This is a genomic window from Hornefia porci (assembly GCF_001940235.1).
GTDB lineage: Bacteria > Bacillota > Clostridia > Peptostreptococcales > Anaerovoracaceae > Aminicella > Aminicella porci.
The window spans coordinates 1,524,689-1,540,497 of sequence record NZ_MJIE01000001.1 but is presented as its reverse complement, the minus strand read 5'-3'; the positions used below and the strand labels follow the sequence as shown (position 1 = coordinate 1,540,497).

General features: G+C 53.6%; 16 protein-coding genes. 12 read left to right on the top strand and 4 right to left on the bottom strand.

What is annotated here, in order from left to right; all coding sequences use genetic code 11:
• Positions 1 to 64: 64 nt before the first annotated feature.
• The 8 genes from BHK98_RS07330 to rpsI all read left to right on the top strand — a co-directional run bounded on the left by BHK98_RS07330 (position 65) and on the right by rpsI (position 7,334).
• A complete protein-coding gene (locus BHK98_RS07330) occupies positions 65 to 538 on the top strand; it encodes a GtrA family protein (RefSeq protein ID WP_202816875.1) in 474 nt (157 codons plus the stop codon).
• The gene (locus tag BHK98_RS07325) at positions 525 to 1,067 is read left to right on the top strand and encodes a TetR/AcrR family transcriptional regulator (protein WP_075712938.1); all 543 of its coding nucleotides are present in this window, start codon (positions 525 to 527) and stop codon (positions 1,065 to 1,067) included. The genes BHK98_RS07330 and BHK98_RS07325 overlap by 14 nt, the downstream gene beginning before the upstream one ends.
• A 36-nt stretch (positions 1,068 to 1,103) precedes the next feature.
• Positions 1,104 to 2,600: an aspartate aminotransferase family protein gene (locus BHK98_RS07320; protein ID WP_075712936.1), complete on the top strand. Its 1,497-nt coding sequence runs from the start codon at positions 1,104 to 1,106 to the stop codon at positions 2,598 to 2,600.
• Positions 2,601 to 2,615: 15 nt separating this feature from the next.
• Complete coding sequence (locus BHK98_RS07315) at positions 2,616 to 3,230, top strand: hypothetical protein (RefSeq protein ID WP_075712934.1); 615 nt, start codon at positions 2,616 to 2,618, stop codon at positions 3,228 to 3,230.
• Positions 3,214 to 3,789, top strand: coding sequence for a class II aldolase/adducin family protein (locus tag BHK98_RS07310; protein ID WP_075712932.1), 576 nt, complete (start codon positions 3,214 to 3,216; stop codon positions 3,787 to 3,789). The genes BHK98_RS07315 and BHK98_RS07310 overlap by 17 nt, the downstream gene beginning before the upstream one ends.
• Positions 3,790 to 3,866: 77 nt before the next feature.
• Complete coding sequence (locus BHK98_RS07305; RefSeq protein WP_075712930.1) at positions 3,867 to 6,212, top strand: HAD-IC family P-type ATPase; 2,346 nt, start codon at positions 3,867 to 3,869, stop codon at positions 6,210 to 6,212.
• Positions 6,213 to 6,491: 279 nt separating this feature from the next.
• Positions 6,492 to 6,920: a 50S ribosomal protein L13 gene (gene rplM / locus BHK98_RS07300; RefSeq protein WP_075712928.1), complete on the top strand. Its 429-nt coding sequence runs from the start codon at positions 6,492 to 6,494 to the stop codon at positions 6,918 to 6,920.
• Positions 6,921 to 6,938: 18 nt separating this feature from the next.
• On the top strand, positions 6,939 to 7,334 hold the full coding sequence (gene rpsI / locus BHK98_RS07295) for a 30S ribosomal protein S9 (protein ID WP_075712926.1): 396 nt from the start codon (positions 6,939 to 6,941) through the stop codon (positions 7,332 to 7,334).
• Positions 7,335 to 7,501: 167 nt separating this feature from the next.
• Here rpsI and BHK98_RS07290 read toward each other — a convergent pair whose 3' ends face one another.
• Positions 7,502 to 8,245, bottom strand: a complete 744-nt coding sequence (locus tag BHK98_RS07290) for a hypothetical protein (protein ID WP_075712924.1) — start codon at positions 8,243 to 8,245, stop codon at positions 7,502 to 7,504.
• 432 nt (positions 8,246 to 8,677) lie between these two features.
• Between BHK98_RS07290 and glf the strand changes: the two genes are divergently transcribed.
• Complete coding sequence (glf, locus tag BHK98_RS07285) at positions 8,678 to 9,802, top strand: UDP-galactopyranose mutase (RefSeq protein ID WP_075712922.1); 1,125 nt, start codon at positions 8,678 to 8,680, stop codon at positions 9,800 to 9,802.
• An 8-nt stretch (positions 9,803 to 9,810) separates the two neighbouring features.
• On the opposite strand, the gene BHK98_RS07280 is transcribed toward glf, so the two are convergent.
• Both BHK98_RS07280 and BHK98_RS07275 read right to left on the bottom strand, forming a co-directional pair.
• Positions 9,811 to 10,830, bottom strand: coding sequence for a glycosyltransferase family 2 protein (locus BHK98_RS07280; protein ID WP_281247618.1), 1,020 nt, complete (start codon positions 10,828 to 10,830; stop codon positions 9,811 to 9,813).
• Positions 10,831 to 10,856: 26 nt separating this feature from the next.
• On the bottom strand, positions 10,857 to 11,540 hold the full coding sequence (locus BHK98_RS07275; protein WP_075712918.1) for a phosphatase PAP2 family protein: 684 nt from the start codon (positions 11,538 to 11,540) through the stop codon (positions 10,857 to 10,859).
• Positions 11,541 to 11,687: 147 nt separating this feature from the next.
• On the opposite strand from BHK98_RS07275, the gene BHK98_RS07270 reads away from it, so the two are divergent.
• The 3 genes from BHK98_RS07270 to ppk1 all read left to right on the top strand — a co-directional run bounded on the left by BHK98_RS07270 (position 11,688) and on the right by ppk1 (position 15,114).
• The gene (locus BHK98_RS07270; protein WP_075712916.1) at positions 11,688 to 11,879 is read left to right on the top strand and encodes a hypothetical protein; all 192 of its coding nucleotides are present in this window, start codon (positions 11,688 to 11,690) and stop codon (positions 11,877 to 11,879) included.
• Positions 11,880 to 12,127: 248 nt separating this feature from the next.
• The gene (locus tag BHK98_RS07265; protein WP_075712914.1) at positions 12,128 to 13,021 is read left to right on the top strand and encodes a Ppx/GppA phosphatase family protein; all 894 of its coding nucleotides are present in this window, start codon (positions 12,128 to 12,130) and stop codon (positions 13,019 to 13,021) included.
• On the top strand, positions 13,000 to 15,114 hold the full coding sequence (gene ppk1, locus BHK98_RS07260) for a polyphosphate kinase 1 (protein WP_075712912.1): 2,115 nt from the start codon (positions 13,000 to 13,002) through the stop codon (positions 15,112 to 15,114). Before BHK98_RS07265 ends, ppk1 begins: the two co-directional genes overlap by 22 nt.
• A 55-nt stretch (positions 15,115 to 15,169) precedes the next feature.
• Here the strand turns inward: ppk1 and BHK98_RS07255 are convergent, their stop codons facing one another.
• Positions 15,170 to 15,754, bottom strand: a complete 585-nt coding sequence (locus tag BHK98_RS07255; RefSeq protein WP_075712910.1) for a flavodoxin family protein — start codon at positions 15,752 to 15,754, stop codon at positions 15,170 to 15,172.
• Positions 15,755 to 15,809: the final 55 nt, after the last annotated feature.

The window sequence follows — 15,809 nt, the reverse complement described above, 5'->3', positions numbered from 1 at the left end:
GTATTATCCGTATAATAGTGAGATAATTAAACAAAAGTACAACTTGCCTGGTGGGGGTTATAGTGTGAAAAAAAGTCGCAGTGATGTGTATACGCCGGATGCCCGGGAGACGAAGATTCAGATTTTTAAATTCTTTTTGTTCTCCGTGTCAGCGGGGATCGTGGAGACCGTGTCGTTCACGGTTCTCAAATTGCTGACCAGATGGACATACTGGCCATGTTATTTGATTGCCCTGATTCTTTCAGTGCTCTGGAACTTTACATGGAACCGCGAATTCACATTTAAATCCGCCAACAACGTTCCGATGGCGATGTTCAAGGTATTTCTCTTTTACTGCGTATTCACGCCCGCCTCTACCTGGTGGGGGAATATGCTGACGGACAGAGCGGGATGGAACGACTACGTTGTACTGGGATTTACAATGTGCATCAATCTCACGACAGAGTATTTGTACGACCGTTTCTTTGTATACCGGGACAGTATGAATACGAATAAGAGAGCGCAGCAGGAAAGGAAGAAAAAAGATGCCGGAAATTAGAGGAAAACGGGCGCGCAGCAGAATGATCATCATGCATGCGGCGAAGGAACTGTTTGAAGAGAAGGGACTGAATCACGTAACATTCAACGATATCGCCACACGGGCGGACATGTGCAGAACGACGATCTTCAATCATTTCTCCACAATCAACGAGCTGATGCTCGCGGTGATGGAGCAGGAAGTGAACGATGTGCTCTCCTATTGCGGAGATTCCAGACAGGAGGGCGAGGATCTGATCCGTTCCATGTTCGAGATGCTGATCGACGACACCTGCAACTATCCGGTGCTGACCGCCAAGCTCGTGGCGAACAGCATTATCAGTGAACAGGAGCGCCCGTCCCTGGCCAAGCTGGAAAAGGTTATCGCGGATAATCTGCCGGATATGCCGGATCGGGAAAAGGAGCAGAAGGTCATCCAGCTCACCGGAATTTATTATGGGCTGGTTAATCATTACTTCATCAATAACTATGAGTTCGACCGCAGAAAGATGAAGAGAAAATTCAACGAAATGGCGAACAGTATTTTGTAGACGACACGAAAAGTGCCGGCGCGGAGGTGACAAATTATGAACAACTGCGGTATCAGCCGTTGGGACAATCCGAGGGAGATCAACCGGAAACTGTCTCATCTTACGAGTCTGCCGATTTATGAGGTCACAGACGAATATTATGAGGATACGATTCTGAAGTATTACGACGAGAAGTGCGCTGGCTCCCGGAAGATCTATGAGGAAGCGAAACAGTACATCCCGGGGGGCGTACAGCATAATCTCGCGTTCAACAAGCCGTTTCCGGTCTGTTTCGACAGGGCGGAGGGAGCTTATCTGTACGACAGGGACGGAAACCGCTACATCGATTTTCTGCAGGCCGGAGGGCCGACCATCCTGGGGAGCAACTATCCGGCGATACGGGATGCGGCGATCGGACTGCTGAACACCTGCGGCCCGGTGACCGGTCTGCTCCATGAGGCTGAGCTGATGATCGCCAGGAAGATCCATCAGTGCATGCCGAACGTGGAGATGTTCCGGATGCTGGGGAGCGGCACGGAGTCGGTCATGGCGGCGCTGCGGATCTCGCGTATCGCGACGGGGCACAAAAGAATCATCAAGATCGGCGGCGGCTATCACGGATGGAGCGATCAGATGGTGTACGGGCTGAAGATTCCCGGCAGCAGAAATCTGATGGAATCCCACGGAATTCCCCGCAAGCTTTTCGCATATGTGGACGAGGTGCGTCCCAACGATCTGAACATGCTGGAGAATTTCCTGCGGATCAACCGTCTGCGGGGAGGCACGGCGGCTGTGATCGTTGAGCCGGTGGGTCCGGAGAGCGGTACCAGACCGGTGGCGCGCGACTACAACCAGGGCATTCGCAGGCTGTGCGACATGTACGGCGCGCTGCTGGTATTCGATGAGGTGGTCACGGGCTTCCGCGTGGCGCTGGGCGGCGCGCAGGAGTACTTCGACGTGGTGCCGGATCTGACCTGCTTCGGAAAAATTGTTGCGGGTGGTTTTCCGGGAGCCGGGGGCGTCGGCGGGAAGAAGGAATACGCCGGGCTGATGGCGGCAGGCGTAGGCACCATGAAGCACAAAGCATATGTCGGCGGAACGCTGGCAGCCAATCCTCTGTCGGCGCTGGCAGGATATACGGCGATCTGCGAGATCGAGAAAACCAATGCCTGCGAGAAGGCGGGAAGGGCCGGCGACCGGCTGACTGACGGACTCCGGAAGCTCATAGAGCAGTACAGCCTTCCCTTTGTCGCATACAACCAGGGGAGTATCGTGCATCTGGAATGCACCGGCGCCATGAGCTACGACTATTCCTCCTATTTCATCGGAAAGTCGGCGGTCGGGCTCCTTCTGAACAAAGATATAATGATTGCCCGCAAGGAATCGATGGAGCGTATGGGAGCCGCTTATATGGCCAACGGCATCGTCACTCTGGCGGGAAGCCGGCTGTACACCTCGCTGGCAGATACGGACGAAGTGATCGACGACGCGCTGGACCGGTTCGAGGAAGTGTTCCGGCATGTGGCGAGAACAAATAAAGGTGTGAGAAAATAAAGACAGGAAAAAAGAATGGAAATGAAAGATGTGATTGTGAAGTATGCATCGATGATGAATGCGCTTCCCTATTCGACGGGGAGACACCCGCAGATTCTGGTGCGCGTCGGCGACCGGTGTCTGGCGACCGAGGAGGATGCGGATTTTTCATCATTGACGGAGGAGGATATCATTGATATCACCAATCAGCCGTCAGTGGAGAAGGACGTGCTGATGGCGTTCCGGGAGGACCGGGCGATGATTTTGTCGCGAACGCCCTATGTGGGGATCTGTGTTGCCTCCCGCCGGAAGATTCCCGCGGTTCTGGACGATATGGCGCAGATTATCGGGCAGGAAGCCAGAATCGTGCCGCGGACGTTCCGGGGAATTTCCCGGGCGCTGAAGAGTGCGGAGGCGGTGCTGGTGCATCCGGAAGAGTCCGGCGGCTATGCGATTACCTGCGGCAGAAATCTGTACGAGGCTTATGTGGCGATGACGGTGCTGGAGAAATCCGCCGAGGTGATTCTGAAGGCGGCGGTTATCGGCGGTGCGAAGCCCATCGGCTCGCTGGACTGCAGGCTGATGCATCAGATCTATCGCAGAAAATATTCAAAGGCAGAGAAGGAGCACAAGGATGATACTGAAGGATGAAAGAGAGGGCCGGGAATTCCTTGTGGAATACGGCCGCAGGCTGCTTGAAACGGGGCTGGTCCAGGGAACCTGGGGGAATCTTTCGGTTCGTCTGGATGACCGGCTCATGATCTGTACCCCGTCCGGACTGGATTACGAAAGGGTGACGCCGGAGGATATGGTTCTGGTGGAAATCGAAACTCTGGACTGGCAGGGCGCGCAGAAGCCCACGTCAGAGAAAGCGCTCCACGGCGGAATTTATGCATCGAGGCCTGAGGTGGGCGCGGTGATCCACACTCATTCCAAATACTGCAGCATTTTTGCCGCGGCAGAGATGCCTCTGGAGGTGGAGGACCCTGAACTGGCCGGGGACATCGGCCGCGGACTGAAAATCGCCCGGTACGGACTGGCCGGAACGAAGAAGCTGACGAGAAACACGCTGGCCGCTCTGGGCAGCGCCTCCGGCTGCATCATGTCTCACCATGGCATGATCTGCTGCGGGGCCGACATTGCGGACTGCTATGACAAATGCTGCAAGATCGAGGAGGCTGCGCGCCGGTATATCGACAGCCGGCTGTGACCGCTCCGCCCCTATTGACCAATCATCAGATTATGTTAGAATGATTGTATTGTCAGAAGGAGCGCAGAAGAAAAAATATGACGGGATTAACTACACAGGAAGTACAGGAAAGAGTAAAGCAGGGCAAGGTGAATGAGGAGGTGTCCTCCTCCACCAGATCAGTGAATGAAATTGTAAAATCCAATATTTTTACGTATTTCAATCTCATATTCACAGTTCTGGCTGTCCTGCTTATTGTTGTGGGATCATTCAAGGACCTTTCTTTCATGCTGATTATCTTCGCCAACACCGGCATCGGCATCTACCAGGAGATCCGCTCCAAGAATACGCTGGACAATCTGAAATTCTCCAAGATGCCCAAGAGTATCGCGATTCGGGACGGACGCCGGCAGGAGGTGGACACCGACCGTCTGGTGCTGGACGATGTGGTCGTTCTGGGAGCCGGCAACCAGATTCCGGCGGACGCGCGGGTGGAGGACGGAAGTGTCAGCGTCAATGAGGCTCTGATCACCGGAGAGTCCGATGAGATCGAAAAGCGTCCCGGCGATGAACTGATGTCCGGAAGCTTTGTGGTTTCCGGCGAATGCGCTGCCCGCCTCACTGCGGTCGGAAAGCATTCCTATATCAACCGGCTGACGGAGGAGGCGACCCGTCAGAAGAAGAACGACAATCAGTCTCAGATGGTGAAATCCCTGGACCGGCTTGTAATGTTCATCGGCGTTGCCATCATCCCCATCGGCGGAATCCTGATGTTCCAGCAGATCGCCATTCAGGGTCTGTCCTTCCGTGCCAGCGTGATCGCCATGGTGGCGGCGGTTCTGGGAATGATCCCCGAAGGTTTGTACATGATGGCCAGCATCGCGATGGTCGTCAGCGCCATGCGCCTTGCCCAGAGCGACGTCCTGGTTCAGAATATGCGCTGTATTGAGACACTGGCGCGGGTGGATGTGCTGTGCGTGGACAAAACAGGAACCATCACGGAGAACGAGATGCAGGTGGCAGGACTGAAATCTGCCACAAAGGAATATTCAGAGGAGGCGCTGCGCCCCTATATCGCAGATCTGGCGCAGAGTCAGAGCCGCGACAATATCACTATGGCGGCTCTGCAGAATTACTTCACGGACGGTCTGGGAAGAGAGCCCTTCCACGTCTGCGGATTTTCCTCGAAATACAAATACTGCGGCGCGAGCTATGAGGACGGCAATTTTGTTCTCGGCGCGCCGGAGTTTGTGCTGGGAGAAAATTTCTCCCGTTACAGTGAATACATTCAGTCTGTCAGCGAACAGGGCTACCGGGTTCTCGCGTTCGCCCGCAGCAGGGAAGAGCCTAGAGGGCAGACTCTGACGGAGGAGGTCCGGCTGCTGGCTCTGATTCTGCTGGTCAATCCCATCCGGGAAGGTGCAAAGCCCACTTTTGAGTATTTCGCAGAAAACGGAGTGGATGTGAAGGTGATCTCGGGAGATAATCCGGTGACGGTTTCCAATGTGGCGCAGGAGGCGGGCATCGCTGACGCACAGAATTATGTGGACGCCAGAACGCTGAAATCTCAGGATGACGTTGACCGTGCGGTCGGCCGCTACACGGTGTTCGGACGTGTCACGCCGGAGCAGAAGCGGATGTTCGTCAAAGGGCTCCAGAAACAGGGGAAGACCGTCGGCATGACCGGCGACGGCGTGAACGACATTCTGGCGCTGCGGGACGCGGACATCTCCATCGCTATGGCCTCCGGCAGCGAGGCCGCCTCTAACGCCGCACAGCTTGTTCTGATGGATTCCGATTTTTCGAGGATGCCGCTGGTCGTTGCGGAGGGGCGTCGGGTGGTCAATAACATCATCAAAACTGCAACGCTGTATCTGACCAAGAATATCTTTTCGCTGCTCCTGGCGATGTTCTCCCTTGTCAGTGTTCTGCAATATCCGCTGAAGCCTTCGCAGATTACGCTTATCAGCATGTTCACCATCGGGATCCCGAGCTTTGTGCTCTCCCTGGAACCGAACAGAGACAGGATACGGGGCAGCTTCCTCGGCAATGTCTTCCGGATGGCCGCGCCGGCGGGGATTACTTTGTTCCTCTCCGTCAGCTGTCTGCTGGTGTTCGGCGATGTGCTCGAGCTGAAGGCCAGCATGATTTCCACTGCGAGCTCCGCCCTGGTGGCGCTGGTGGAGTTCATGATTCTGGCACGGGTCGCGAAGCCCATGAACCGGCTGCATCTCGGCATGATGGTCGTTATGGTGGCAGGATTCTTCTATATGATCATTTTCCACAATTCACTGTTCGGCATCAGCCCGGTGAACTGGCAGTGCGCGCTGCTCCTGGTGGTGTTCATGATGGCGACCGAGGCGGTTTTCCGCTATTTCTACAAATTCACAGCCTTTGTTGAAAACTTCCTCGGAAGAGAAGCGAGACAGAGAAAGCGTCATTGAATGTGCGGCGGCCTTTGAAAAAAGCTGTGCTGCGCTTTGTGATAAAATGCTTGATTTCTTCGCGGCGCTGCTATATAATAAATGATGCGTCTACGCAGACGCCTGTTTTTGTCGCGGGCAGGTCAGGCAGGACTGAACCACTGTGCGTACCGGAAGCCTTGCGAGCTGAATCAATTTTAGCGATGCCGACCAGGATCGATTTCCAAACCCGTTCGATCTCAGTAGGCAGGGCCGAAACAGAATCCCGGAGGGATTCCCAGTAGGCAGAAAGGAAGCAACATGAAATCTTACATTGCTAAGCCTGCGGAAGTGCAGCGTAAATGGTACGTTGTCGATGCAGAAGGCAAAACTCTCGGAAGACTGGCTTCAGAGGTCGCGTCTGTCCTGAGAGGAAAGAACAAACCGACGTATACTCCGCACGTTGACTGCGGCGACAACGTGATTGTCGTCAATGCGGAAAAGGTCAGCGTTACCGGAAAGAAGAGAAAAGAGAAGACCTATGTATCGTATTCCGGATTCCCGGGTGGTAAGAAGGAAGTAACGTTCGAGGAAATGCAGGCGAAGAAGCCTGAGGAAATTATCCGTCATGCAGTAAAGGGCATGCTCCCGGAGGGCAAGCTCGGCAGACAGATGTTCAAGAAGTTACACGTTTACGCAGGCCCTGAGCACAAGCATGCGGCTCAGAAGCCGGAACCACTGGAATTTTAGGAAAGGGAGGAATAGAATATGGCTAAGACACAGTATCGTGGAACAGGCAGAAGAAAATCTTCCGTTGCCAGAGTCAGACTGCTCCCTGGAACCGGAAAGGTAACGATTAACAAAAAAGACCTGAATGATTATTTCCCGGCAGAACTGCTGAGACAGGAAGTCGTGAGACCCTTCGGCGTTGCCGGAGCGGAAGGGAAGTTCGACGTCATCGCACTGGTGAACGGCGGCGGACTGACCGGTCAGGCGGGCGCGCTGAGACACGGAATCTCCAGAGCGCTGTGCGAGGCGGATGCGGATGCTTACAGAGCGCCGCTGAAGGCCGCAGGGTTCCTGACCAGAGACCCGAGAATGAAGGAAAGAAAGAAATACGGACTCAAGAAAGCCCGTAAAGCATCCCAGTTCTCGAAGCGTTAGTCTCAGTTACCGAAGAAGAACTGTCGAAACTTTAAACCCCCGGAATCGGTTGATTTCCGGGGGTTTTAAAGTGGCGTGCGCCGCGGCGCGGCGAATAAGCCGACCGCACGCATTAAGCTCATCGGATATCCGGCGGGGCAAGACTGACCGCATGAATGAACGGGCTTCTATTTCTTCTGGTTCTTTCTGATTTCGAATATTACGCCCACCGGTCTGGTTATGTGACCTTTGCCGCAGTATTTATCCTTTAGAAGAATTCGTTTCTTCCAGATGTTGAAATAATAGATTTTGTTATTTACATAGGCGCGTGCGTTTCTTTTACATCCTTTTTTCACGACGACATCCTGCTCGTCGGAAATCGTTCGCTTCTTTGTGATGGAAAATTCATATGCAGCTTTAAGGGCGGCCTTTACTGTTTTTCCGTCAACGTCTACTCCCGCGGCGGCAGAAAAGGTATGCGTCGTAGAAATTTCCTCGCTGATTTTCATTCGTCCTCCCGGATAGTTGTACCAGGAGGAGCGAAGAAGCTCGCCTTTCTTCTCTTCGTTCCCCTTTTTTTTCGCATAATACTTATTTTTTGAAGAACTCTGAGGCAGAACAGACGGGGCGGCGGCTGGCACATTGCCTTCGTCGCTCTCGGAAACCGTAATCTGCTGAATTGGAACGTAGATAATTTCCTCGATTGCTTCGGGGTTCTGCAGCCCGTAGGTTTCCGCAATGGCTGTGATTGCTTTTCTGCCGGTAAAGGAGTGTGTGTAATTGTAATCAGACAGCGTAATAGAAGCCTTTTCGATATCTGCTGCGGTCTTCTCTAAGGGTTGAGGGGATGCCGCAAAGGAAAAGGTGACCGTTGAAGCGATCAGAGCCGATGTGAGAACGGCACAAAAGAATTCCTTTAAATGTGGTTTCATAGATACTTCCTTTTCATGAGCGTAGAAAATGCCTGCTTTGAACATACAGAAAAATCCGACGTATGTCAAGGGAAATGTATGAATGTCCTTGCCTTAGTCCTGCAGTTCCTCATATTCCGAAACGAGAATATAATGACTGGAAAACAAATTAATATTCCGAAATGAGAACACAACTACTAAAAATTAGATTACTGTTCCGAAACGGGAACAAAAATGACGATACGCCGGAGAATGGGACAAAGGCAACGGAACTTCTTGAAGTCCGCCCATTGAACCACTATAATAATTGTAACAGCATCTGCCCATTGAGTCCCTGTCGGACTTAACGGGCGCTGCCGCGGACGGAACCGTCGTGCGCGTGCTTTTGTACCGGCGGATTCCGCGGGCAAAGAAGAAATCGTGCCGAATTAAATCAGGGAAACGGAGAGAGCAATGAAACAGTATGATTATCTGATCGTGGGCGCCGGACTTTTCGGCGCTGTATTTGCGGAGAGGGCGCGACAGGCGGGAAAGCGCGTGCTGGTGATCGACCGCAGGCCTCAGGTGGCCGGCAATGTCTATACAGAAAAAATCGAAGGGATACATGTGCATCGGTATGGCGCTCATATCTTTCATACCAACGATTCCCGCGTCTGGAATTATGTCGGACAGTTTGCGAATTTCAACCGCTTCACCAACTCCCCCGTGGCGAATTACCACGGTGAGCTGTATTCGCTGCCCTTCAATATGTATACCTTCAATAAAATGTGGGGCGTCGTGACGCCGCAGGAAGCGCAGGAAGAAATCCGTCGGCAGCGCCGGGAGGCGGGGATCACGGACCCGAAAAATCTGGAGGAGCAGGCGATCAGCCTCGTCGGAACAGATATCTATGAGAAACTGATCAGGGGCTACACGGAGAAGCAGTGGGGGCGTCCCTGCGATCAGCTTCCGGCTTTCATTATCCGCAGGCTGCCGGTCCGATACACCTTTGACAATAATTACTTCAACGCGCTCTATCAGGGGATCCCTGTGGGCGGTTATACACGTATGGTGGAGAATATGCTGCGGGGCGTCGAGGTGCGTCTGGGGGTGGATTATCTGGAGCACAAAGAAGAACTGAACGGCCTCGCGGCCGCGATTGTGTATACCGGCGCGATCGATGAGTTTTTCGGATACCGTCTGGGGAATCTGGAGTACCGGTCCGTCCGGTTTGAAACCGAGGTGCTCGATCGGGAAAATTTCCAGGGGAACGCCGCAGTCAATTACACAGACAGAGAGACCCCGTGGACCCGGATTATCGAGCATAAATGGTTCGAGTTCGGCAGGGACGAGGACGGAAACCCGCTGCCGAAGACCGTCATCAGCAGAGAGTACAGTGCGGAGTGGAAGCCGGGAGATGAGCCGTACTATCCGGTAAACGACGAAAAAAACAGTTCCCTGTACAAAGAATACAGAGAACTGGCAAAGAACGAGCCTAAAGTGATTTTCGGCGGCCGTCTGGGGGAATACCGGTATTACGATATGGATCAGGTGATCGGAGCCGCGTTAGAGCTGGCCGAACAGCAGCTCTGCAGATAGCGCTGACGTTAATTGAATCCGTAGATCAGACGAACCACGCGGTAGCCGCGACATACGATCTCATGCCCCACTTTTCCGGGAAGCCCGACGCAGCGGACCATCAGACTGTGACGCAGGAAATGATAGATGACCGGATCGGTTTTCTCAATATACCGCCACAGAGCTCCCCGCCTGGCGAAGGCTCTTTTGGTGCCGTCCAGCTGAAGAATCGTATGAGTGATCATGGTCACGATTTCCAGATAGTTACGCATGTATTTGAAGCATTTGATATGCGGGAACTTCGCAGTGGAGAAGATCTCGACCATGATTTTGTTGACGCGGATCTGCTGATCGATGCGGCGGATCATGACTTTCTCGTTGACGGACTGATCCTCCCGGCCGATGAAGTAGCGGTAGAAGGGGACGTCCATATAATACATGGTTTTTACGAAGGGAAGCGGCTGGAACGCGAAGATATTATCCACATAGAACGTGTGCTCCGGCAGCTTCAGTCCGCATTCCCGGAGCAGCCCCGTCCGGTAGACCATGGAATGCATCAGGATGTAGTGGGCCTTCTGCAGATGACCGACGTCCTTCCAGCCGAAAAACCTGCCCTTCGGGAGACCCGCAGGGCGCATGACTTTTTTGTGATATGCTCCCGCCTTTTCATAAACATAGTTGAAGACCAGCAGATCCAGCGGCTGGTTCTGCTCGATGACCAGCTTCAGGAAACGGAGCACCTTCCGGTAGCTCGCAGAATCTGCCCAGTCATCGCTGTCGACGACCTTGAAGAACCGGCCGGACGCGTTGGCGATTCCGGTGTTCACCGCGGCGCCGTGTCCTCCGTTTTTCTGATGAATGGCCCGGACGATCTGCGGATAGCGCGCCGCATATCGGTCGGCGATTTCAGCAGTGCGGTCTGTGGAACCGTCATCCACGATGATAATTTCGACGTCCTCCCCTCCGGGGAGCAGTGATTCGACACACTTTTCCATATATTCTTCCGAGTTAAAACAGGGGATCGCAAAGGTTATTACTTTTTCTTTCAAACTGAATTTCCTTCCGTTCGGGGGGATTATGCGGTAATGTCATCTCTGACTCTGGCAGGCTTTCTGACCTCATAGAAATCAAACTGGTCCACACACCATACGATGGCAATGAACATGATGCACGCCGACAGCACGTCCAGAACAGAGTGCTGCTTCAGGAACATCGTGGCCAGTACAATGAGAAGCGAAAGCACGTTTGCTGCGATGAGAACCAGCGGATTCCGCGCCAGCCTGCCGCGGCAGGTGTGCAGCGCCTCCAGCACAACGAGCGTATTGAATACGTGAATGCTCGGCGCGACGTTCGTCGGCGTGTCGGTCTGATACAGGCGTACCACCATCTGACAAAAGATGTTGTCGTTCGGCATTTCAGCCGGACGAAGATAGAGTATCGTCGGGTAGATGGTGGATGTGATCAGGAAGAACAGCATTCCGGCCATCAGAATCAGCGATGTCCGCCGAAAGGCCGTTTCGTCTGCAAACAGAAGATAGATCATAATTGCCGGAACAAAAGCAAACCATAAAAAATACGGCACGATGAAATATTCGCAGAACGGGATAAGACTGTCCAGAGACGAATAGATTACATGATAGTGACTGCCGGTATTCTGCTCCAGCGCCGAAAACCAGATCATGTAAAATACCATGAACACCAGAAGCGGCGCCGAGATCCTGAGCTTATGCTGTATATCGTTTTTTTTCAGTAAATTCATAATACAATTTTCTCCTGCTCTCTATTGTATTACGGGTTTGTGTTGGTTTTGTAAACAGATGAGTATATAATAACACACAGAACGGCCGGCGTGCAAATTACCGGGGAAATTTAACAAAAAAATGACCTGTACGGGGGTGAGAGTGCTATGGAGAAAAAGGAATGTTATCTTTTCCGCTGCGAGAAATATCCGCATTGCAAGAAAGCGAAGGGGAAATGCTGCGCCATCGATTTTGATGCGGAGATTCCCAGGGTGCGTGAGGGAGAATGTACAAAGGAAAACGGATACCCTCTGTTTGAGGATGACGGCAGAAGATTTTTCAATCCGGACAACCTGTAAACGAAGATGTCCGGTTGGTGTCCCAGACCCGGCGGATTCCAGTCTTGTTCTGTGCCGTTCGTGCCACTCGTGCCTCGGCGTTTTTTCTTTGTGGCAGAGCCTTCCTCCTCGCGTCCGACATCTTTTGTTTACAAAAATTTAACATCCTCCCGACAGGAAATTTAACATGCCTGTTTTACAATCTCTTTAGGAAGAAAAGGGAAACTGATTGATAAGAGCAGACAAACACAGTGAACGGAGGAATGACAATGAATCAGGCAATTATCGATATCGGCTCAAACTCCATGCGTCTCACCGTCTATGATGTGACGGATTCCGGGTTTGAGATTTTGTTTAAGGAAAAAGTGATGGCCAGTCTGGCCGGCTATGTGGAGGACGGACGCCTCACCGACGAGGGTATGTCCTGCGCGGCGGTGGGACTGCTGCAGTTCAAATTCATGCTGGAAAGCCTGAAAATCGATAATGTACATGTCTTCGCCACAGCATCTCTGCGGAACATCAGCAACACTGACGAGGCGGAGGCGCGGATCAGCGAGCTCACCGGCTTTTCCATCGAGGTTCTTTCAGGCAAGGAGGAGGCGTACTACGGATACGTCGGCGCGATGAAGGAGTTTGAGTGCGCCAGCGGGGCCTTTGTGGACATCGGCGGCGCCAGCACGGAAATCGTCACCTTCGCGGGAGGGAAGGTGGATCGGTCGGGGAGTTATGAGATCGGGTCGCTGCGCCTGTACAAAGACTGCGTCCGCAAGATTCTTCCCGGAGAGCGCGGAATCGCGAGGATCCGGGCAACGGTAGAGAACAAAATCCCGTCCGCTGCGTTCCGGGACAAAGACATCAGAAGGGTCATCTGCGTAGGAGGAACCGCACGCGCCGTGCTGAAGCTGGCCCGCAGAGTGTGTGATGTGCCGGCAGAGGACCGGGTGATTACGCGGAAACACTTCGAGGCGGTGGGCAAGGCTCTGCTGACTGAGCAGAAGGATGCGGCAGATCTGATTCTGAAGGTTGCGCCCGAGCGGATCCACACAATGATCCCGGGATACCTTATCATGCAGTATATCGTTGAAAGGTTCGACGCTAAAGAGATTGCTATCGGACGGTATGGCGTGAGGGAGGGATACCTGTGCAAAAGAATTCTGAAGTAGAGAAATACAATTACGCCTATACACAGAACCGGGAGCTGAGCTGGCTGGACTTTAACCGGAGAGTGCTTGAGGAGGGCGCGCGGGAAACCGTTCCGGCTCTGGAGCGACTGAAATTCGTCTCGATTTTCTCCAGCAATCTGGACGAATTTTTTATGGTGCGGGTGGGAAGTCTGTTCGACCTTTCCATAGTTTCTCCGGATGAAATTGATAACAAGAGCGGAATGACGCCGGGGAAACAGCTGAAGGAAATTTACAAGACCATTCCCGGCCTGATCCGCAGAAAGCAGGAGGTCTGGCGGTCGGTACAGGATACGCTGGAGCGGTATTCGATTCGGGATCTGACTTATGAGGAACTGACCGAGGAAGAGCAGTCGCGGATCGGGACATACTTCCGGCAGTTCATCTATCCTGTGATTTCGCCCCAGGTTGTGGGATCCCATCATCCCATTCCTCATTTTGTGAACAAAGCCCTGTACGTTACGGCGCTGCTGAAGAACGGCGGAGGGAAGGCGTCGCTCGGATTTATTCCGATTCCGGAGTCGCTGCCGGCGTATCTGATTCCTGCAGAAGGGGACGCCGGGAAGGGCCGTTATATCCGGATTGAGACGATTCTCACGCATTTCGCGACGGAGCTGTTCGGGCGCTATGATGTCGATGAATGCTGTACGATCTGCGCGACCAGAAACGCGGATATCCAGTTCGACGACGATAAATTTGAGGACGAGGAATCCGATTTCCGTAACCGTGTCAGTACTCTGCTGAAAAAGCGCCGCAGCCTTGATATCATGCGGCTGGAAATCGACAGGGAGATCAGCCCGGAGTTTTTTGAAAAGCTCACCCGGCGTATCCGCGTCCGGAACCGTCAGGTCTACCGGGATGAGACGCCCCTGAACATGAAATATGTGTTTCAGCTGATCAGTGAACTTCCGGAAAGCCTGACGACCCCGCTTTTGTACCCGGAGTATACTCCCCGCTGGCCGGAAAGCCTGGCGAAGGGACGGAGTATCATGAATCAGGTAGCAGCGGGAGACAGGCTTCTCTTCTTCCCCTTCGACACGGTGGAGCCGTTCCTGGAGCTGCTGAACGAAGCCGCGGACAGGGAGGATGTGCTTTCGATTAAAATCACGATCTACCGTCTGGCGTCCACATCCAGGATCGCCCGGATTCTGTGCCGTGCCGCGGAAAACGGGAAAGAGGTTCTGGTGATGATGGAGCTCCGCGCCCGGTTCGATGAGGCGAACAACATCGCATGGTCGAGGATGATGGAGGAGGCGGGCTGCGAGGTGATTTACGGTGTCGAAAACTATAAATGCCACAGCAAGGTCTGCCTGATTACGCTGAAGGAGCGGGGGCGTCTGCGTTACATTACGCAGGTCGGCACCGGTAATTATAATGAAAAGACAAACGCGCAGTACACGGATCTGTCGCTGATGACGGCCTCCCGGGAGATCGGCGAGGACGGCGTCGCCTTTTTCCGCAACATGCTCGTGAATAATCTGGAGGGATCGTACAAAGAACTGCTGGTGGCGCCGGCCGGCATCCGGACAACGGTGCTGAAGCATATCGACGAGGAAACGGAAAAGGGAAGCGACGGCTATATCTGCATCAAAGCCAACGCGGTAACGGAAAGGCATGTGATCGACCGGCTTCAGAAGGCGTCGGACGCCGGTGTGGAAATTCATCTGATCATCCGGGGGATCTGCTGTATCTGCCCGGAGGTGGCCGGATATACAGAAAATATTCACGTGAAGAGGATCGTCGGAAGGTATCTGGAGCACGCCCGGATTTACTGCTTCGGGCGCGGCGAAGAGGCGAAGCTGTATATTTCCTCTGCGGACCTGATGACCCGGAATCTGCGGCGGCGCGTGGAGGTGGCCTGCCCGGTTCACGACCCGGACATCCGTCAGCAGCTTTTGTGGATTCTGCAGACGGAGCTGCAGGATGAAAGTGAAAGCGGCGGGTTCAGCAGTCAGGATGAATTTATGAAACAGTCGATTCACCGGATCCCGCAGGTTGCCGCAAGACCGGCAGAACCGGCGGAATCCCGGAGAACGGGACTGCTGGAGAGGTTCCGGCGCTGGCTGTCAATCTGACGCTTCAGAGCTCCCGCAGAAGCCGGCGGCCGAAAGTCCCGGCGCGCGGATCCTTTCAGAGCTCCCGCAAAAGCCGGCGGCCGAAATCTCTGGCGCGCTGCTCCTTCTCTGCATCCATGAATTCCACGTTATATCCGAGGTGACGCTCGGCGATTTTTCCAAGATACTGCAGGTCGGAATGCCTGCAGTATCTTTTCAGACCTTCCTCCAGAAGATCCGTGCCCTTTTCCGGCCGATAACCGCAGGTGGAGATTAAGGCGATTTTCTTACCTGCCCACAGCGACGGGCCTTTTTCATCGCCGTAATATTTGTTCAGAGCGTAGGCAGCCCGGTCCAGACAGGCCTTCATCGGGGCGGTGCAGTACCAGACGTAGATCGGCGTGGCCAGCAGAATCAGTTTGCTTGAAAGCATAGAACTGAAAATCCCGTCCATGTCGTCGTTCAGAACGCAGGCGGGTGCGGACCAGTTCTTCTGGCACCCGCGGCAGGCGAGACAGGGACGGATGTTCATGTCATACAGATTAAATTCTTCACATTCAGCGCCTGACAGGGACAGCTCGCTGATGACCGGCTTCAGAAGGCTGTTGGTGTTTCCCTCAGGGCGCGGACTGCCCTTCAATATGCATACTTTTCTACTCATGTGAAATATTATAAATTCCGCACCGGCGAATGTCAATGAATTCACCCGGCGGAAA